17 protein-coding genes and 1 riboswitch are annotated in these 20,160 nt (G+C 31.1%); of the genes, 9 read left to right on the top strand and 8 right to left on the bottom strand.

Annotation, left to right across the window (positions count from 1 at the left end; translation table 11 throughout):
• Positions 1-42: 42 nt before the first annotated feature.
• Positions 43-3,567: a pyruvate:ferredoxin (flavodoxin) oxidoreductase gene (nifJ, locus tag DMR38_RS14870; protein ID WP_127722036.1), complete on the bottom strand. Its 3,525-nt coding sequence runs from the start codon at positions 3,565-3,567 to the stop codon at positions 43-45.
• Positions 3,568-4,175: 608 nt separating this feature from the next.
• Between nifJ and DMR38_RS14865 the strand changes: the two genes are divergently transcribed.
• Positions 4,176-4,967, top strand: a complete 792-nt coding sequence (locus DMR38_RS14865; protein ID WP_127722035.1) for an AraC family transcriptional regulator — start codon at positions 4,176-4,178, stop codon at positions 4,965-4,967.
• Between the two features lie 41 nt (positions 4,968-5,008).
• Here DMR38_RS14865 and DMR38_RS14860 read toward each other — a convergent pair whose 3' ends face one another.
• Positions 5,009-5,431: a DUF2000 domain-containing protein gene (locus tag DMR38_RS14860; RefSeq protein ID WP_127722034.1), complete on the bottom strand. Its 423-nt coding sequence runs from the start codon at positions 5,429-5,431 to the stop codon at positions 5,009-5,011.
• Between the two features lie 125 nt (positions 5,432-5,556).
• On the opposite strand from DMR38_RS14860, the gene DMR38_RS14855 reads away from it, so the two are divergent.
• The 4 genes from DMR38_RS14855 to DMR38_RS22560 all read left to right on the top strand — a co-directional run bounded on the left by DMR38_RS14855 (position 5,557) and on the right by DMR38_RS22560 (position 8,131).
• Complete coding sequence (locus DMR38_RS14855; RefSeq protein ID WP_127722033.1) at positions 5,557-6,885, top strand: nucleotide disphospho-sugar-binding domain-containing protein; 1,329 nt, start codon at positions 5,557-5,559, stop codon at positions 6,883-6,885.
• Positions 6,886-6,912: 27 nt separating this feature from the next.
• Complete coding sequence (locus tag DMR38_RS14850) at positions 6,913-7,098, top strand: GNAT family N-acetyltransferase (protein WP_279230816.1); 186 nt, start codon at positions 6,913-6,915, stop codon at positions 7,096-7,098.
• Positions 7,099-7,123: 25 nt separating this feature from the next.
• Positions 7,124-7,924, top strand: a complete 801-nt coding sequence (locus DMR38_RS14845) for a hypothetical protein (RefSeq protein WP_127722032.1) — start codon at positions 7,124-7,126, stop codon at positions 7,922-7,924.
• Between the two features lie 81 nt (positions 7,925-8,005).
• Positions 8,006-8,131 (top strand): hypothetical protein, encoded by a 126-nt coding sequence (locus tag DMR38_RS22560; RefSeq protein ID WP_279230786.1) that lies wholly within the window; start codon positions 8,006-8,008, stop codon positions 8,129-8,131.
• Positions 8,132-8,236: 105 nt separating this feature from the next.
• Here DMR38_RS22560 and DMR38_RS14835 read toward each other — a convergent pair whose 3' ends face one another.
• The 4 genes from DMR38_RS14835 to DMR38_RS14820 all read right to left on the bottom strand — a co-directional run bounded on the left by DMR38_RS14835 (position 8,237) and on the right by DMR38_RS14820 (position 12,348).
• A complete protein-coding gene (locus DMR38_RS14835) occupies positions 8,237-9,280 on the bottom strand; it encodes a PocR ligand-binding domain-containing protein (RefSeq protein WP_127722031.1) in 1,044 nt (347 codons plus the stop codon).
• Positions 9,281-9,470: 190 nt separating this feature from the next.
• A complete protein-coding gene (locus DMR38_RS14830; protein WP_127722030.1) occupies positions 9,471-10,529 on the bottom strand; it encodes an HD-GYP domain-containing protein in 1,059 nt (352 codons plus the stop codon).
• Between the two features lie 172 nt (positions 10,530-10,701).
• Complete coding sequence (locus tag DMR38_RS14825) at positions 10,702-12,060, bottom strand: PFL family protein (RefSeq protein WP_127722029.1); 1,359 nt, start codon at positions 12,058-12,060, stop codon at positions 10,702-10,704.
• A gap of 18 nt (positions 12,061-12,078) precedes the next feature.
• Positions 12,079-12,348, bottom strand: a complete 270-nt coding sequence (locus DMR38_RS14820) for an ACT domain-containing protein (protein WP_063600686.1) — start codon at positions 12,346-12,348, stop codon at positions 12,079-12,081.
• A 143-nt stretch (positions 12,349-12,491) separates the two neighbouring features.
• A riboswitch (glycine riboswitch) is annotated at positions 12,492-12,581 on the bottom strand.
• 226 nt (positions 12,582-12,807) lie between these two features.
• Between DMR38_RS14820 and DMR38_RS14815 the strand changes: the two genes are divergently transcribed.
• The 3 genes from DMR38_RS14815 to DMR38_RS14805 all read left to right on the top strand — a co-directional run bounded on the left by DMR38_RS14815 (position 12,808) and on the right by DMR38_RS14805 (position 16,633).
• Entirely contained in the window at positions 12,808-14,874 is a 2,067-nt protein-coding gene (locus tag DMR38_RS14815) for a methyl-accepting chemotaxis protein (RefSeq protein WP_127722028.1), read from the top strand.
• Positions 14,875-14,924: 50 nt separating this feature from the next.
• A complete protein-coding gene (locus DMR38_RS14810; protein WP_127722027.1) occupies positions 14,925-15,668 on the top strand; it encodes an SDR family oxidoreductase in 744 nt (247 codons plus the stop codon).
• A gap of 125 nt (positions 15,669-15,793) precedes the next feature.
• A complete protein-coding gene (locus DMR38_RS14805; RefSeq protein WP_127722026.1) occupies positions 15,794-16,633 on the top strand; it encodes a response regulator in 840 nt (279 codons plus the stop codon).
• Between the two features lie 60 nt (positions 16,634-16,693).
• Here DMR38_RS14805 and DMR38_RS14800 read toward each other — a convergent pair whose 3' ends face one another.
• Both DMR38_RS14800 and DMR38_RS14795 read right to left on the bottom strand, forming a co-directional pair.
• Entirely contained in the window at positions 16,694-17,968 is a 1,275-nt protein-coding gene (locus tag DMR38_RS14800; protein WP_127722025.1) for an SH3 domain-containing protein, read from the bottom strand.
• Positions 17,969-18,316: 348 nt separating this feature from the next.
• Positions 18,317-19,690, bottom strand: coding sequence for an ISNCY family transposase (locus tag DMR38_RS14795; RefSeq protein ID WP_127720638.1), 1,374 nt, complete (start codon positions 19,688-19,690; stop codon positions 18,317-18,319).
• 251 nt (positions 19,691-19,941) lie between these two features.
• Between DMR38_RS14795 and DMR38_RS21920 the strand changes: the two genes are divergently transcribed.
• Positions 19,942-20,100, top strand: coding sequence for a hypothetical protein (locus DMR38_RS21920; RefSeq protein ID WP_175413021.1), 159 nt, complete (start codon positions 19,942-19,944; stop codon positions 20,098-20,100).
• The last annotated feature ends 60 nt before the right edge of the window (positions 20,101-20,160 follow it).

The raw sequence follows: 20,160 nt of genomic DNA, 5'->3' as shown, positions 1-20,160 counted from the left end.
GGATATCTGCTTTTCCCACTAAGTAAGATTCATTGATTGTAATCAATATTTTATTGATGATAATTTCTTGTAAATATCATATCTTTCATGGGCATTGTTTTCAGATTCTTTAAATGCTTTTTCAACTGCATCAGGGAAGATAGTTTTTAATGAAGAATAACGGAGTTCTCCATTAATAAAGTCTATATATGATTTTGTAGGCTCTTTGGAGTCTAATATAAATGGATTTTTACCTTCCTGTTTTAATAGAGGATTATACCTATATAGGTGCCAGTAACCGGATTCAACAGCCTTTTTCTCTTCTGCCATACTAGTACCCATTCCAGTTTTAATACCATGGTTTATACAAGGTGCATAGGCTATGATTAGAGAAGGACCTTTATAAGCTTCTGCTTCTGTAATTGCTTTAATGGTATGGTTCATATTTGCACCCATGGCTATTTGAGTTACATATACGTATCCATAAGTCATGGCCATCAACCCAAGATCTTTTTTCCTTATTTTTTTACCGCTGGCAGCAAGTTTTGCAACTGCTCCCGTAGGAGTTGATTTTGATGATTGACCACCAGTGTTTGAGTAGACTTCTGTGTCCATAACAAATATATTTACATCATCACCTAAGGCAAGTACTTGATCTACACCACCAAATCCAATGTCATAGGCCCATCCATCACCACCGATTAACCAATGAGATTTTTTGATTAAATAATCTTTTTTCATAAATATTTCATTTAAAATACTATTATTTTTTAAACTTTCATTGCTCAGGATTTTTAGTATTTTTGCAGAAGCTCTTTTTGAAGTATCTGCATCATTGAATCCAGCAAGCCATTCTTTAAAGGCTTCTTTCAGTTCAGAATTAATGTCCATTGTCATGGCTGTTTCCATCAAATCAGCTAATCGTTCTCGCATTTGTTTTACACCAAGGAACATTCCATATCCGTATTCTGCGTTATCTTCAAATAATGAATTACCCCAGGAAGGCCCTTTGCCCAAATTGTTTGTAGTGTAGGCTATTGCAGGTGCACTTGCTCCCCAGATTGATGAACAGCCTGTTGCATTTGCTATCATCATTCTATCTCCATAAAGTTGAGTTAAAAGTTTAATATAAGGAGTTTCCCCACAGCCAGGACAAGCACCATTAAATTCAAGAAGAGGTCTTGCAAATTGACTTCCTTTTACTGTATGCAAATCCATTAATCCTTCTTTAGGAGTGATTTTGAAAGCATATTCAAAGTTATCAGACTGCTCTTCTATTTCTTCTTGTGCAGGTTTCATTATCAAAGCTTTTCCCGGAGCAGGACATATATCTGCACAATTTCCACATCCGGTACAATCAAGTGGACTTATTTGAATACGATAATGTAAATTTTCAAGGCCTTTACCAACAGTTTTTTTAGTTAGAAAATTTTCAGGAGCATTTTCTTTTTCTTTATCATCTAGTAAGCAGGCTCTTATTACACTGTGAGGGCAAACATAGGAACATTGATTGCATTGAATACATTTATCAAATTGCCATTCAGGTACGAAAACTGCAATTCCACGCTTTTCGTAGGCTGTTACGCCAAGTGGGTAAGAACCATCTTCCATTCCATTAAAAGCGCTGACTGGAAGTTCATCTCCTTCATGTCTTGCCATAGGTTTTTCAATTCTATTTATAAAATCAGGAAATTCTTTTTTTGGCACATCTGGATCTTTAGCATTTTTCCAGGATTCTGGTACAGTAACTTTATGGCCAGCATTTGTTCCTGCATCTATTGCTGCTTTGTTTGCATTAACTATAGTTTCGCCTTTTTTACCATAGGCATATTCTACAGAGTCTTTTAAGTACTGGATTGCCTGATCTACAGGAATTACATTGGCTAATTTAAAGAAAACAGCTTGCATTACCATATTTATTCTAGAACCTAATCCAACTTTTTGTGCTATTGAAATTGCGTCTACTATATAGAATTGTATGTTATTTTCAGCAATATACCGTCTCATTGAAGCTGGTAGATGTTCATCTAATTCGTTTTCGCTCCAAGGGCAGTTTAAAACAAATGTGCCATTTTCCTTCAATCCTTTTAATACATTTATATTGTAAATAAAGGACTTATTGTGACAAGCAGTATAATCTGATTCATAAACTAGATAAGGTGATTTTATTGGTTTATTGCCAAATCTCAAATGAGAAACTGTACTTCCACCTGATTTTTTACTGTCGTAGGAGAAATAAGCCTGACAATATAAATTTGTTTTATCGCCTATGATCTTAACTGCTGTTTTATTTGCACCTACAGTACCATCTGATCCCAAACCATAGAATTTACATCTTATAGTTCCTTCTGGTGTTGTATCTATTATTTCTTCCTCAGCCAGAGATGTATTTGTAACATCATCAACTATTCCAATTGTAAATCTATTTTTTGAATTAGGATTTTTAAGGTTTTTAAATACAGCTAAAATTTGAGAAGGTGTTGTATCTTTTGAACCCAATCCATATCTTCCACCAACAATTACAGGTTTATCTGCATTATTATAAAATAGATTTACTACATCTAAATAAAGAGGTTCTCCTGTAGAACCAGGTTCTTTTGTTCTATCTAAAACAGCAATTTTTTTAACTGTTTTAGGCAAATATTTAAAGAAGTAAGAAGAAGAAAATGGTCTGTATAAGTGTACTTTTATGAGTCCTACTTTTTCATTATTTTGTCTTAAATAATCTACAGTTTCTTCTACAGTATCACAAACTGATCCCATGGCAACAATTATAAATTCAGCATTTGGATCTCCATGGTAATCAAATGGATGATATACTCTTCCAGTAAGTTTTTCTATTTCTCTCATATAGCTTTCAACAATATCTGGAACAGCATCAAAGAACTTATTTGAGGATTCTCTTTGCTGAAAATAAATATCGGGATTTTGAGCAGTTCCTCTAACTGAAGGATGTTCAGGATTTAAAGATTTGTCTCTAAATCTTTGGATTGCATTATAATCAACTAATTTTGCAACATCATCATGGTCAATTACTTCAATTTTTTGATATTCATGAGATGTTCTGAAACCATCGAAAAAATGTAAAAAAGGAACACTGGCTTTAATTGCAGAAAGGTGGGCAATATTCGCTAAATCCATAACTTCTTGAACACTTGATGATGCTAAAAGTGCAAATCCAGTTTGCCTTGTTGCCATAACATCCTGATGATCACCAAAAATTGATAGTGCATGAGTTGCAATTGCACGGGCAGTTACATGAAATACTCCAGGAAGTAGTTCACCTGCAATCTTATACATATTAGGTATCATAAGAAGTAGTCCCTGTGAAGCAGTGTATGTAGTTGTCAGTGCACCAGCAGCCAATGATCCGTGGACAGCTCCAGCAGCACCGGCTTCGGATTGCATTTCAACAAGTTTAACTGGTTGACCGAATATATTTTTTTTACCATGGGAGGATAGATCGTCTACAAGTTCAGCCATCGGAGTAGATGGTGTTATGGGATAAACAGCTGCAACATCTGTAAAAGCATAGGAAGCTTCAGCAGCAGCTTGATTCCCATCCATGGTTTTTAAATTCTTTGTCATATTGTGCTTCCTCCTCTATAAATAATTTTTAACATATTTAGTATTTACAAAGTATGCCTATTGAATTCATGAATTTAGGTTAAATCCTTAATTATTAATTCTTAACTCTTAATTTTTAATTATATTTTATCCCATTTACGCTGAAAGCAGGTTTCATGAATGGAATTTTAGGGAGCATGAATATATGCACATTTTCTTCTAAAATTAAACTACTCAATATATAAACTTTAATTCCACAGTATTCATATTCATCATAAATTTCTTTTTTACTAAAATACTTTAAAACCTCAACACTGAGATTTGTGACTTTCGTCATCTCACCTGTTCAACAGCTTATGCAGTTAGAACGAGTTCTAATTAGAAAACAGCCTTGAATTTTTTTAGCATATTTAAGGGCTTTTTCTTGAATAGTTATCATATATTTATCGCCTCCATAAATTTTGTCAACAAGTTTTGTGTATACATAATTGAAATCTTAAAAAAAGTAACATATACTATAAGATATACTAGTATTCAATTAAAGGCAACTATTAATATTCTTAAACTATTAATTAAAAAAATTTTGTATGTGCGAAAGTTGAATATATAAAAAATAGTGTGGAGGAAAAATGCAGGGAATAAGATATTATTTCAGTGATTATAATGGAAATGTAGAAATAAAAAAATGTGAAAACTCAATACATTCATGTAAAGAACATTTTCATGATGAAGTTTCTATCGGATTAGTTGAAAAGGGAAACTGCAGTACAAAAATGCAAAGTGGGAAATATGAAATCTCGGAAAATACAATTTTGATAATTCCACAAAATACAGTTCACAAATGTACTCCTTATAGCTATAAAAATTGGAATTTTAGAATGATTTATATAAATGAAGATTGGTTTAAAACTGTATTTAATAGAGATAAATTGGATATAAAATTTTCATATATAAAATTAAACAAAATTGCATTTAAAGATGCTTATAAATTATTTGCAAACATTGAAAATAACATAATGAATATTGAAAATGAGACTAAACTTATAAATTATATTTCCTTTTTAGAATATAACAGGGACAAAAATTGGAATAAGCAAGCCGTTAAAGTTCCCAATTTAGCTGAATTAGAAAAAATTAAAAAATACATAGATAAAAATTATCTAAATAATTTAACTCTGAAAGATTTAGCTGAAATATCACATATGAGTAAATACTGCATAGTTAGACAATTTGAGAATTGTTATGGAATATCACCACACAAGTATATAACTAATTTAAGGATAAATTATGCCAAAAGGCTTATAAGAAAAAATAGAAATTTTACGGATGCAGCGTTGGAATCTGGATTTTATGATCAAAGTCATTTTATAAAATATTTTAAAGATTATACAGGAGTTACACCAGGTATGTATAAACAATAACTGCAGCCCACAAGTGCTGCAGTTATTATTAATGAAATTTTCTATTTTAATGTTGGTAAACTTCCGGTTAAGCTTGTAATTGTTTTTTTACTGCCGTATAAACAAATTCCAAGATAGTTTAATTCTGATGAATCAGTGCAAGATAATTTTTGTATGTAATCATCATATATTTTGCATTTTTGAGCTACGTCATTAAAGTCAATTATGGTTATTTCTTTGCTGTATTTTTCTTTTACTCTATTATAGAAATCTCTTATTTTATTTTTGGTTGATGATAGTATTGGTATTGGTATTTTAACAATTCCCTTATGTGGAAAGTTGTCGATATCAGAAACATCTTCACCAACAATACTTCCTATAGATTTACCTAAGGTACAACCTAAGATAGCTGAAGTATTGGCAATTAACCCTAAGGGCAATTCTCTATCAATTATAATAACGCATTTTTTATCAGTACAGTTCATATATAAATCCTCCTAAGTTTTTCTATAGTATAATATAATGATTTATTCATATATAGTAAAAAATTGCAGAGGTAAATTTAAAGTTTTATCAAGTGGAAGATTATATTGAAAGGAGCTATATAAGCATGAAAAAGCACTTAACTATTGCTTTTTCAGTTATACTTTCAGATGCTGGAGAAGCAACGCGTGCTCTGGAGATAGCAGATGGAATTAGAAAATTTTGTCCTGAGAACTATGAAGTAGACATAGTTTTTTTATCTACAGGGAGTAGGTTTGAAGAAAAAGTAATTTCTAATGGATTTAAAATTTATAAGTGTAATCCTAAACTTCCTGGAATAGGATTTCATCAGGATTTTAAACCTACTAGTTTTAATTTAATTGGTGATAAAAAACTTGCTTTTGAATTGATTAAGGGAGAAATTGATGCACTTAATGAATTAAAGCCTGATGTAGTTATACATGGCTTTTACCCAATAGCAGGTATTGCACGTAGAATGATTAATAAACCGGTGCCTGGTATTTGCTATCTTCCCATACCTTTACATGAAGACACTCTTAATAAATTGATGAAAGATATTCCAGACATGGTTAAGCCTCTAACCTATCTGCCATTAAAGCTTCGTAAAAAAATAATAAAATCTATACCAAAATCTTTAATGCTAAAAAATCCATCATTTGTGCAAACTAATATTAGAGAAGCTTTTAGAAAATTTAATTATAGAGGACAACCTATAAATAATTTATTTGATATGCTAAGAGCTGACTTTACAATTGTAAATGACTTTGAGGAATTTTATAAAGGTATCATGCTACCAGATACTTTTAAAATTGTAGGACCATTGTATGCATCTTCTTTAAATGATAGAGTAGTAGATGAAAATATTTTAAAAGTTTTTAACTCTGATAACAAGAATTTAAAAATTTTTTGTACTCTTGGAAGTTCAGGAAAAAAGGAGTACCTGTTTGAGGCTATAAAGGCGTTAACTCAAGGTATAGGCAAAAAATGGAGTGCAGTAATTTTAGCTCCTAAGGCAGTATGTCCAATTGATGAAGCAATTGCCTGTGCAAAAGATAGCTCAAATATTTATATAACAGATGCATTTGTACCAGCGCCCCTAGTTAATTCGCTTGCAGATGTAGTTATATCTCATGGTGGACAGGGTACAATACAAACTGCCATTGCAAGTGGAACACCCATTGTTGGATTTGCCATACAGCCAGAGCAGCAGATAAATCTTGATAATGTAGAAGCTAGAGGTGGAGCAATAAGAATTCCCATACACAAATGGAATGCAAATAACATACAATCTGCAGTAAAAACTGTAGAGAAAAATCCTTCTTATAAAGAAAGTATAAAGGAGTTGAAAAAAGTTTTGGATAGGGTAGATGGTAAGAAGAATTCTGCTCTTGCAATATGGAAATATATATTAAAGAACGTATCTTATAGTGTTTAAAAAAGCAGTAATTAAAACGAAGTTTTTATTGATGAAGAGTATAGAAGAAGGGGATTGGGAAAAAAGCTAATTGAATTTATAAATAATTATCCAACCATAAAAGATACAAGTAAATTTCTTTGGACAAAGTATGCTGAAAAATTATATTTCAAATGTGGTTTTAAAGAAGAAGATTGTTATAAATATATGTTTAACAGACCTTTAAGTTTATGAAATAATGTAGAAAGTGGAGATAAATATGGAATTTTTAATACAAATGTTAATTAGGACCTGTATAGAAACAGTATATTTGACAGGTATAATAATACTAGTTGGAATGTTACTTGGGGTTATGAGAAACTACACTATAAAAAATTTTGCTAGAAGTTTTGGCATGAAATCCATAATGATAACGGGCTTTATAGGGGTTCCAGTACATGAAATAAGTCATGCAATATTTGCAGCTATTTTTGGACACAAAATAACTGCCATAAAGCTTTTGCAAAAACCTGATGAAAATGGGGTAATGGGATATGTAGAGCACAGTTATAATCAAAATAGTATATACCAGCAGGTAGGAAACTTTTTTATAGGAACGGCACCTATATTTGGAGGTATCTTGTCTGTGGTTGCGCTACTGCATTTTATGATACCTAGAGCTTATGATGAATTTATAAGTATTTTAAAGGTAAATTCCCATGTAACTGTTATAAATAAAGCTGCAGCTATACATATGTTAAGTATGTATAAAGTCTTAGTGAAAACTATATTTTCTCCTGCTAATTTTCAGAATATATACTTTTACATATTTTTATTTATAGCAATCTGTATATGTTCTCATATATCATTGAGTTATGCAGATATTAGAGGAGCTTCAGGAGGATTAATTACTATATTTTTAGTATTGTTAATGCTTAATGTTCTTGGGTGGACAAAATATTTATCTATTGAAAACATAGTTAAATATAATGTTCTCATAACAGTTTTTTTGAGTTTAGCTGTACTGCTTTCTGCAATAACATTTCTAATAAGTTTAATTTTAACTATAGTAAAGCGCTGACCAAAAAATAAAATTAGGTATTTGAATTTTAAATATGGTGAAAATATATAGGAAACATTTGCATTGAAAGGAGGCATGAAATTGGAACGTTATGTTCTTGTATGTACTATAGGAGGTAATGCATTAAAGTTTCATGAAAAGTTGAGAAATGATGTATGCTATAAATTTCAAAAAAGCAATCATAAGATTCAAATAAAAATCCAGTAACCTATACACATCAATAATTGAAAGTTAAAAATTGAGTTAAGAATTAATAGTGAAAAGCGGAAGAAAAGCATCCATAACTATTAATTCTTAACTATTAATTCTTAACTACTTTTTATTTGCTATGTTACTTAAGGTATCTGCTACTACGGAAACTTCTTGAACATTAGCAGATACTTCTTCTATTGCAGATGTCTGTTGTTCTGTAGTTTCAAAAGTTGCGTTAGAAGTTTCTATTGCCTTATCTACAGATTCCTGTATTTTTTTAGTAAGGTCTGTTATTTTAGAAGCAGTTTCTTTAGAATCCTGAGATAGTTTCCTTATTTCTGCAGCTACTACACTAAATCCTTTTCCAGCTTCTCCAGCTCTAGCTGCTTCTATAGAAGCATTTAAACCAAGCATTTTTGTTTGATCTGCAATACTTTTTATGGAATTCAATATAGAATTTATATCCATAGATATATTTTTCACTCTGCTTATTTCCTCATTTAAAAGATGTTGATTGTTACTTACATTTACAGCTGAAGCAGCTAATTCTTCCATAGTTGCTGAAATTTGACCAAAGTTTTCAGATAAATTTTTAGTAGATACACCAAGTAAAAGTGCCTCATAACCTATTTTAGAAAGTGAATTTGCCACGATAAATAAAACTTCAGCAGCTGCTCTTACGCTTTTTTCACTTACTGTATAGACTTTGTTTGATGCATCTACATATCTATCAGCATTTATATCCATTTCTGCGGCATTTTTTCGAACGACTGATTCATCTACCTTAGAATAAGCAACTTGTCCACCAAGTATTGTTCCTATTGATTTACCTTCTATTATTATAGGAGCAGCAAAATCAATCAAACCCGCATGGCAAGTATAAATATACGGTTTGCCAAGCCTTGTTGCTTCTGAACCTCCCCTACGGTGTGACTCTGCACAGCGGGAAGTTCCTTTGGAAGTTGACTGGGTGAGATTTAAACAAAAGTCAGTGTAAGAGCTTGGTTTTGTTACAGGGTTCCCGTTTTTGTCAACTGTAACGCTTGCAATATTCATACTATCAGCAAAGTTATCCTGGAACTTTTGAAGTGTGCTAATATCTAAAACATCCTGTATTTCCAATGAATCTAAGTCAATTTTATCATTATCGGTAAATCTTATCATAAATATATCCTCCTATGTTATATAATGTAATAATGGTTTGCTAAAAAGTAATTAAACCATAGTCTATAATACTATATCGTATATAAAAAGCAAGGATTTAGTGATTATTATATGGAACTGAGGCTAATTATTAGTAAATGTATACAACTGTAAAACAAAATGTTATAAAAAGTGAGCAAAAAACTGGTTATTAAATAACCAGTTTTTTAACATATAAATCTTTTTCTTTTTTTAAGTCAAGGAATCCACTGTCATCAAGTAAAAGAGGATTTTTCAAATCATTCATGTTAACCTGGATAACTTTACAGCATTGCTCATTATTTAAAAGTACATTTTCACCCATATAGTAATTTACTATGTGATTTAAAAACATAGTGCAATATTGACAATCCAGTTTTCCAAGACTTTGCTGTTGAATAATTTCTAAAGCTTCAAAAGGGCCACTTAGTTCTTTACAATATCTATTGGAACTTAAATCATCAAACAAATCTGCAATAGCTATTACTCTAGCAAATTTATGAATTTTATCTTCTTTAATACCTAGTGGATATCCAGAGCCATCCATTCTCTCATGATGCATTAATACACCATAACTTACTGAAGAATCTAAATAGGGGATTTCTTTTACAAAATTATAACCTATGGCAGGGTGAGTTTTGAAAACTTTGTATTCTTCTGGGGTGAGATTTCCCTCTTTATTTATAATATCTTTACTTATCTTTATTTTCCCAAAGTCATGTAATACGGCTGAGTAAGTCAATAAATTTATATCCCTTTTGCTAAATCCCAACCATTTTCCAAGTATAAAACTTACGGCTGCTACGTTTACGCTGTGTCTGTAAATGGTATCATTGCCACTTCCATGGAATACTATATTTTTAATAACTAATCCTGTAGAATTAAACTCTTCCTGTATTTTTTCTGAAAAAGTTCTTACTTCCTTTATTTCAGGAGCTTTTAAATTAGAAATGGTATCAAATATATTTTCCAAGTTATAAGAAAATTCATTAAAAGTATTCTCAAGTTCCTCTACAGTTTCAATTTTAGCAGTTAAAGGATCTTCCGAAGTATCTTCTACATAAATTTCTACTTCGTCAACAATAATATTTTGTTTTAGCTTTTCTATAGCCGATTCCGTAATTGCAATATCTTTAGCTAACAGCATTTTATTTTCAAAGGTTATATCACTTGCTGATATCATTCCTGGTTTTAATTCACTTATTCGAACTAATTTCTTTTTTGACAACATACTATCTCACCTCATATAAATCATTAGAATAGCAATATATAGTAACTATGTATATGTTATCGTAGTATTATTGTATTTCTAAACATGTTTATAGCAAAATTTAATTTTATTTATACCTATATTTAAATTTGCATTCAATATATGGAACATATGAGGCTTCTAAGTGGAAAATCTAATTTTTAAAGCTGTGAATTGGAGCAGGAATTCTTCCACCTCTAGCTATAAAATTTTCACTTGAAAATTTACTTACAGGCATTATTGGTGCTTTCCCCAGAAGTCCCCCAAAATTTGCTTCATCTCCGATATTTTTTCCGTACACAGGGATTACTCTTACAGCAGTTGTTTTATTATTAATCATTCCAATAGCAGATTCATCTGCTATTATGGCAGATATAGTGGATTCAGGAGTATCACCAGGTATACCTATCATATCAAGACCTACAGAACATACACAAGTCATTGCTTCTAATTTTTCAAGGTTAAGAGCACCTGAATTTACTGCACTTATCATACCTTCATCCTCACTTACAGGTATAAATGCACCACTTAATCCTCCAACTTGAGATGCTGCCATTATGCCTCCTTTTTTGACTGCATCATTTAATAACGCTAGAGCAGCAGTAGTACCTGGACATCCACAGCTTTCAAGGCCCATTTCCTCAAGAACTCGCGCAACACTGTCTCCTACAGCAGGTGTAGGTGCCAGTGATAAATCTACTATACCAAAAGGAACGTGTAATATTTTTGAAGCCTCTCCAGCAACTAATTGCCCCATTCTTGTTATTTTAAAAGCTGTCTTTTTTATTGTTTCTGCAACTACATTGAAATTTTGCCCCTTAACTTCTTCTAGAGCACATTTTACAACGCCAGGACCACTAACACCTACGTTTATTATGGAATCAGCTTCTCCAACTCCATGAAATGCTCCTGCCATGAAAGGGTTATCTTCTACTGCGTTTGAAAATATTACTAATTTTGCACAACCTATACTCTCATTTTCTCTAGTGAGATAGGCAGTTTCCTTTACTATTCTTCCCATGTCCTTTACTGCATCCATGTTTATTCCTGCTTTTGTAGTTCCTACATTTACAGAAGAACAGACTTTTTCAGTGACAGCTAGGGATTCTGGTATGGACTCTATAAGTATTTTGTCACCTTTAGTATAACCTTTATGTACAAGTGCGGAAAAACCTCCAATAAAGTCAATACCTAAAGTTTGGGTAGCTTTATCTAAAATTTTGGCATATTCTACATAGCTTTTATCAGAACTTGCTTGGGCTATGAGTGAAATAGGTGTAACGGATACTCTTTTATGTATTATGGGTATACCATATTCTGTTTCAATCTCTTTGGCGGTTTTTACTAGGTTTTCGGCCTGCTTAGTTATTTTATCGTAAATTTTAGTTCTTGCTTTTTTGCCATCACTATCTATACAATCTAAAAGCGAGATACCCATAGTTATGGTTCTTATGTCTAGATTTTCTTTGTCAATCATGTTTATGGTTTCCATAATGTCTTTAGTATTTATCATTTAACTCAACTCCTTAGTTTAAATTTGGTGCATAGAAGTAAATATGTCTTCTCGTTGAAGCTTAATGACAACTCCTATTTCTTTAGCTTTATTTTCAAGGTCATTCTTTAGTTCTACAAAATCTGTTTTCATTTTTGATAAATCAACTAGCATTACCATTGTAAAATAGCCTTCTATGAGAGTTTGGTTTATGTCTAAAATATTTATGTTATTTTCAAATAGTACGGAAGTTACCTTGTAAATAATACCTGTTTTGTCTTCTCCAAGCACGGTTATAAATGATTTCATTTTATAATCCATCTCCTTTAAATAGTTTGTATTGATTAATTCTATTATTAGCAATTATAAAAAAAAAGACCAAATTAAATTAGTCTCTGGAAAATAAGATTTTAAACAATAACTATTAATTTACTCAATAATTATTATTTTGTATAAAATCCTCTGTCCCTTGTACCTGAGAGTTTCACCCAACTTTGGCTTTCCCCTTCGGTGCTCATAAGAGTCTCTCCAGAGGTTCGTCTAATAACGGTTTAAAAGTTTAATCCCATTATTTTCATCCGACCCTTTTAAATTATCACAATTATATCATATTAAAAAAGCCAATTCAAATATATTATTGCAAATTTCACTTAATGAATGTCATAAGTTAAGTTGATGTTAAAAAAAGTTTTATTTAACATTAACTTAAAAATACCATATTAAAATAAAACATATAATTGATGCAAATTTATATGTTGGAGGAATTTTATGTTAAAAAAACTACATTTAAACATCTCAAAGTTATCTTTTGGTAAGGAGAAAAAGTTTAATCTATCTTTTTTTAATAGTGTGGGAGTAAAAATAGTTTGTGAGATTGGAATACTTATAATATTCATATGCAGTATATTAGGATTGACATCTTATTACAGTGCTTATAGAGCTATGGAAGATAGTATAAAATCTTCGCTTGAAAGTAGGGCAGTAGAATCTTCTAAACTCATAGATGCGACTTTAAAACAGGACGTTAAAGCAATTGAAGAGTTAGCATCAAATGACATTATAAAATCAATGAATACTTCAATGCAGATATCTCTTCTTAAGATGAGAGCAAAACAATTAGGATATGTGAACTTAAATGTGATGGATTCAAGTGGTATGATTTATATGCAAACTGGTGAAAAGACTAGAGCTAATTTAGAGGATACCAAGAATTATTACCTTAAAAATGCGTTAAGTGGGAAAATATCGATTTCAGATCCAGTGATGAATACAGATGGGCAGCAGATAATGGCGGTGGCAGTTCCAATAAAAGATTCTTATGAAAAAATTGTAGGAGTATTATTTTCAAATGTAAGTATGGAAAGTTTAAATAAATTAGTTCAAAATGAAAAGCTGGGTAAAAGCGGATACTGCTTTATAATAAATAAGGAAGGGGTTAAGGTAGCACATAAGGATTTGAAACTGGTGCTAAATAAAGATAATACTATAGAAGATGAAAAAAAAGATCATTCTTTAAATGAACTGGCGATTTTAGAAAGAAATATGATAATGGGTAAAAGTGGCTCGGGATACTATAAAAAAGATAATGAAGATATGTTTATGGCCTATGCACCAATAGCTGATTCAAATTGGTCATTGGGGCTTACTATAGATAAGAGTGAAATATTTAGTGAAGTAAATATGTTAAAATACAAAATAATTATGATAACTGTTCTATTTATTATGATAGGATTCTTTATAGGGTTATTTATAGCTGGGACTATAAAAAAACCACTGCATAAAATAAGAAAGTATGCCCTGGAGTTATCAAAGTTTAATTTAAACTACAGAATACAAATTGACAAAAGAGATGAATTTGGAGATACGGCTTCAGCATTAAACTATGCAATGAATGAAATAGAGTATATTATAGAACAAGTAAAACTAAAAAGTGGAGAAGCTTTGGAAGCTGCGGATAATGTAAATAAAATGTTTGAAAAATCCCATTCGGAAATAAAATTGGTTTCAGATGAATCTTCACAAATATGTTCTAATATGCAGGAAAACTTATCTTCTATAGAAGAAGTTAACCAAAAGATATCAAATGTAAAGTATGAAATAAAAAACTCAGCAAAAGAGGCAAATCAAGGTCTGGATCTTGCAAAAAACATAAGGGAAAGGGCTTTAAATATTAAAAAAAATACGGAAAGCTCAAAACATGACTTTGAAAATTATTATACACAGTATAGTGATGAATTAAGAGATGCACTGGAAAATGTGAAAGTAGTAAAAAATATTTCTATAATGGCTGAAGAAATAAAAACTATATCAAATAGAACAAATATATTAGCATTAAATGCCAATATAGAAGCTGCAAGGGCTGGTGAATATGGCATGGGATTTATGGTGGTGGCAGAAGAGGTAAGAAAATTAGCTATGCAATCTTCTGATATGGTAGGTAATATACAATTAAATGTAAAAAATGCTTTAAAATCTGTAGAGAAACTAGCCCTATCAGCGGAGAGTATATTGAAAATTTTAGAGGAAAATATTTTGTCGGATTACAGAAAAATGGTGGACATAAGCAAAGATTATGAAAAGGATGGATTGAGATTTGAATCTGTATTAAAAAAGTTTTGTGGGCTTATGGAAAATATAGATGAATCTTTTTTAGTAATAACTAAAATAATGTGTATTATAGTAGACTCGTCAAATAATGGAACTAAGGCATCTGCAGATATATCAGAGAATATAGATGAAATAGCAAATGAAAATAGGGCAATATCTTTGTATACTATGAGAAATGCAAGTGGATCTGAGGAGCTTCTTCACATTTTAAGTAAATTTAATGTATAATATTAATTGAAAAGTAAATTTTATGTTAATATAGGAAGTGTGAAATTTATATGGAAAATTTAGGCGGGAAAGTAGCAATAGTAACAGGAGCTTCCAGAGGAATAGGAAGAAGTGTTGCTGTAAATTTAGCAAAATGCGGTGCAAATGTAGTAATAAATTATAAAAAAGATGAAAAAGGGGCTTATCAAACTTTAGATATGGTAAAACAAGCTGGTTCCGTAGGAATGGTAGTACAAGGAGATGTTAGTTTATATAGTAATGCTGAAAGGATGGTACAAGGTACCTTAAGTAAAATGGGAAGAGTAGATATACTTGTTAATAATGCAGGAATTTCTAAAATAGGACTTTTTATAGATATGAAAGAAGATGAGTGGAATTCTATTATAGATGTGAATTTAAAGGGAGTACTTAATTGTACGCACTCTGTATTAAAACATATGATTTCTAAAAAATCAGGATCCATAATAAATATTTCTTCTATGTGGGGAAATGTAGGTGCTGCTTGTGAATCCATTTATTCTGCATCTAAAGGAGCTATAAATCTTTTTACAAAATCTATTGCGAAGGAAATGGCACCTTCGAACATAAGGGTAAATGCAGTTGCACCAGGGGTAATTGATACGGAAATGAACTCCTGGTTAAAAGAAGATGAGAAGAAAAACTTAATGGAAGATATACCTATGGGCAAATTTGGACAATGTGAAGACATAGCCAAAACTGTATGCTTTTTGGCAGGCGATTCATCCGCATATATAACAGGACAGATAATAACCGTAGACGGTGGAATGATATGAGAAATGAACCTTTAGTGTAATATACATATAAAATAATAGTAGTAGTGGACGATAAATAGAATATGGAAAAAATTAATTTTAGTAAAAGGGATGGTTAAAATATTGATGTTATAGGATGAATAATTATGAACAAAGTTATAATATTAGATGATATGATATATGTAAGATATAGGGTGAGACGTGTATTAGAAGATGCGGGTATTGGGGTATATGAATGTGGAAATTCCTTTGAGTTCTTTAATAGGTTATATGATAAAAAGGAAGAAATAAATTTGATAATACTTGAGGTGGGATTAAGCACTGAAGATGGATTTGAAGTACTTAAAAAGATAAAGGCTAAAAAATTAAACATTCCTGTAATGATACTTACAAAATTAAATTCTAGAGAAGCATTTATAAAAGGTATAAAAGAAGGTACTTCAGAGTATATATTAAAACCTTTCAATAGTAAAAATTTAGTTAAAAGAATAACGAAACTCATAAAATCTACTAGAAATTCAGATAGACCAGAAGAAATAGTATATTTGAATTTTCAAGAGTATATTGCCAGACAAATTGAAAAATGTGGGGCACAAAATAAAAAGCTTTCAATTATCATGGTAAGCTTAATAAAAAAATATTATACAGAACAAGATGAGAAAATAGAAGTAAAGGATAGTTACCTTATTTTACTTGATTTAGTTTATGAAAAGTTGAGAAGTCTTTTTAAGGTACCAGATTTATTTGAAAAATATGGATTATCTACTTTTATAAGTGTAGTTCCAGACTGCAATTATAGAAAAATTGTTTCAATTGTTCATGAAATGGAACATATTTACAATAAAATAAAAATTATGAATGAAAAGTATAGAGAATACGATCTTAAATGCAGCTATGTTATTTTTCCTGATGATGGAACAAATAAAAAATATTTAATGGATAAATTAAATATTAAAATGAAAATGAAGATAAATAAAGAAAAGTAATGTTTTTTGGCAATAAAAAATAATATTGTGTAGAAATTTCTACACAATATTATTTTTTATTTATTTTATGTAATCTGAATGAACATATCCTGTTAAAGAACCAACAGTTACTTTATACCAACGTCCATCCGTGCCTGTTATGGTTACTTTGGTTCCAGAAGATAGAGTGGATATAATACGACCAGTCCAGGGATTATTTCGTAAGTTTAATACCGAAGACTTATTACTTAATGTTACAGTACCAGTTTTCAAAGTTGTAGACTGAACTTTTGCAGCAGTTGTTACTATGGACTGTGAATTGCTTATGTAGCTAGAAGAAACATATCCTGATTTTCCGTTTGCAGTTACCTTATACCAGCTTCCGCTAGTTCCTAGTATATTTACAGCGGTACCATTAGCAAGTGAGCCTATTACAGAACCTCCAGGAGATGTTCTTAAGTTTAAAGATGATCCACTGTCATTAAGCTTGACATAACCTGATTTTGCAGAAGCTGGAGATAAATATTGTGCTTCCGAATTAGAAGAAGGATGACTACTAGTACTAGATTGTGAACTTGCGTTTATAAAAGAAGAACTCACATATCCGTAAGAAGAATTATATTTAATTTTGTACCAACTTCCAACTGATCCTACTATAGAAACGGATTGACCTTTCTTTAATCCTCCTATAACGCTAAAGGATGTAGCCGCCCCATTTCTTACATTCAATGTGGAACTGCTATTTGAAATATTAACAATTCCTGTTTTAGAAATATTAGTAACAGGAGTTGAATTTGAATTACTGTGACTACTAGGTGAGGGATTATTAGCTGGAATGGATTTCCTGCCATCTCCTACATATATATATCCTTTAAGATATAAATTTCCTCTATTTTTTATAGCTTCTTTTGAAAGCGTTTTTTCACTTCCATCATAGTTGCCTCTTATATTGAAGTTGCCTTCGTTAAAATATACGGTATTTCCGCTTACTTCTTCTACAAAACCAACGTGACCGTACCCATGTGGACCTCCACCCCATACAATTATGGAATTTGCTTTAGGTTCCAATCCATAAGGGTATACGTTTGAACTGGCATTTGCATACCACCAATCCACTGCATTACCGTAAAATTGTGATGGTAGTGCAATTCCTAATTTTTCAAGTACTCTTCCATAAGTAAACCAGGTACATTGCCCGGTGTATCCTGATTTTGCAAATATATTTCCAACAGCAGTATAAGCGCTACTGCTCATATTTGGTACATCAGCGGCATATACAGTACTTACCAAGCCCTTACTATTCATAAGAGATGCTGACATAAAAAAAGCAAAGATCAGTTTTTTGGACGTGTTCATGCTCTTTCCTCCTGAAATTATAGTATATTTAAAAATAACATTTTAAATTCATATAAATTTTATATAATATACTTATTTTTAATAATGTTAAAAAAATGTTTAATTTAATTATACTATGGTTTAAAATAATTTTCCATTAGTTTTAGTAAAGTTTTCATATTTTATACTATAAAAAATAAATAAAATTGGAAACTTACTGTGTCAACTAATTTTGAAAATGTCCCAAAAAGTTTTAATTATTAGCACCAGCAATAGCTGGTGCTTTGTTACGCTTATAACATTATTTTTAGGTATAGCAAACACATCCATCAACTTAAAGTTTTTTAAGTAAAAGGGCTTTTTAGTTCTTTAAGCTATGTTTTCTTTTTGTCTATGAGCCTGCTTATTGCAATAATGTTCAAATGAAGCCTGCTTCCATGGGTGACTCATCGGCGGTATATAGTGTTTCTTTGGAGTTTTTGAGGTCTTCGCAAGATCAAAATTTTTTGATGAAGGAACATGATCCGGAAGCAATTCAAGTGCATAAACTTTTTCGTTTGCACAAAAATATAGATCATTGTTAAATGCCTTTATTACTATACCGCAGGTACCTTTATGGTAATATACTGGGTGACCATTAGCATCTACTGGAAGATAATATCCTTTATTGTATTTTACACAACTCCCATTGTCTACTTTCCTACTAGCAAGTACACCAAGAATTAAATTGATTTTCTCAATATCAGGTTGCGTTTCGAATACAGATTTGATATTATCAACAGGTAAAGCAAATCGAGCATTGAATTTTTTTATGTAGGAGTTTAAAAATTCATTTGCCTGCTCAATCGTGCTTATACCAGCTAAACGCAATTCGATAGGAAGTCGTGATTGCAGTGTTTGAAACATTCGTTCCACACGCCCCTTGGCTTGTGGAATGCTGCTGGTTTTAATCTCAATTCCTAACTGCTTGCAGGCATAACCGAATTGGGTAAAAGTGTCCTCTTCGATAGAAGGGGATTTCTTTTGTTTATACTCAAAAACTGTACGCCTATCGGTGTAAAACATATAAGGAATACCATAGGTTTTCAATATTTGCTCAAGTACATGGTAATATCCATTTAGCGTTTCTTGAACATCGAAATAAGCACCTACAATAGCACCTGTGGCATCATCTACAGCTATATGAAGCTGACTTTTTTCTCCACCAAACCAAGGATGAAGAGAAGCATCCATCTGAAGCATTTCTCCAAAGTAGGCACATCTCGGACGCCTAGGATGAGCATCTTCGATAGCAAGAATAGAACTTTGAATAACACTAGCCTGCTTTTTTGACTTTGTAGATTTTTGCATATCTTTAAGTTTAGTGTATAGAGCCTTCTTAGAAGAACGTTTTGCCTTAGGAGACAGGATGAATTCCTGCAAAAGGATGGAACGTATAGTGTTTGATGAAACTTTGATTCCTTCAAATTCTTTTAAGAGTTCTGAAAAATGAGTTAAATTGGTGCCTTCATATTTTGTTCGATATAAGTCAACAATAGTCTGTTTTGTAGAATTATCTAAAGCATGGACAGGTTTTTTACCACGATTTCCATGTATAAAAAAGGCTTTTCCCTGCTCTTTATACCCTTTAATCATTCTGTTAATGTGCCTAACAGTACAGTTAATCTGTACAGCAGCTCTTTGCTTGTTACCATTGCTCTCTACTAATTTCTTGATTATGTTATATTTTGCATTCTCATTCATTGTTAAAACTACCTTTCTGATTTTGTCCACCTCACTTCTTAGTCATGAGGTTTTATTATACTATAAACTTATTTATTTGGGACATAATCAAATGCGGTATACTAAGACATTATCACAATTCAATCATAAAAATAAATAAAATTGGAAACTTACTGTTGACATAAAGAATAAACATGTTATAATTGAGAACAAATAGATTAAGAATTAATTTATAAAATTAGTGGCATTATTTGCAATGGAGGGTAAATTCAATGAAAAACATCATTAGAAAGGAAATAGAAGCAATAAGTGAAAAATATTATTTTAACTTTACTTTTAGCTGGGGCTATTTTTATTTTAGCGCTAGTTACTTTTGCTTCCCAAAAAAATTGAATCCTTTTCTAATGAGTAATATAATTGTAGATACATGATTGAATAATTTTACGTACACAAAATGTATTTGATTAATTTAGGCAGAGCTCATTAGGAGC

The sequence above is a fragment of the Clostridium sp. AWRP genome, from assembly GCF_004006395.2.
Taxonomy (GTDB): domain Bacteria; phylum Bacillota; class Clostridia; order Clostridiales; family Clostridiaceae; genus Clostridium_B.
This window is presented reverse-complemented; position numbering and strand designations above follow the sequence as displayed.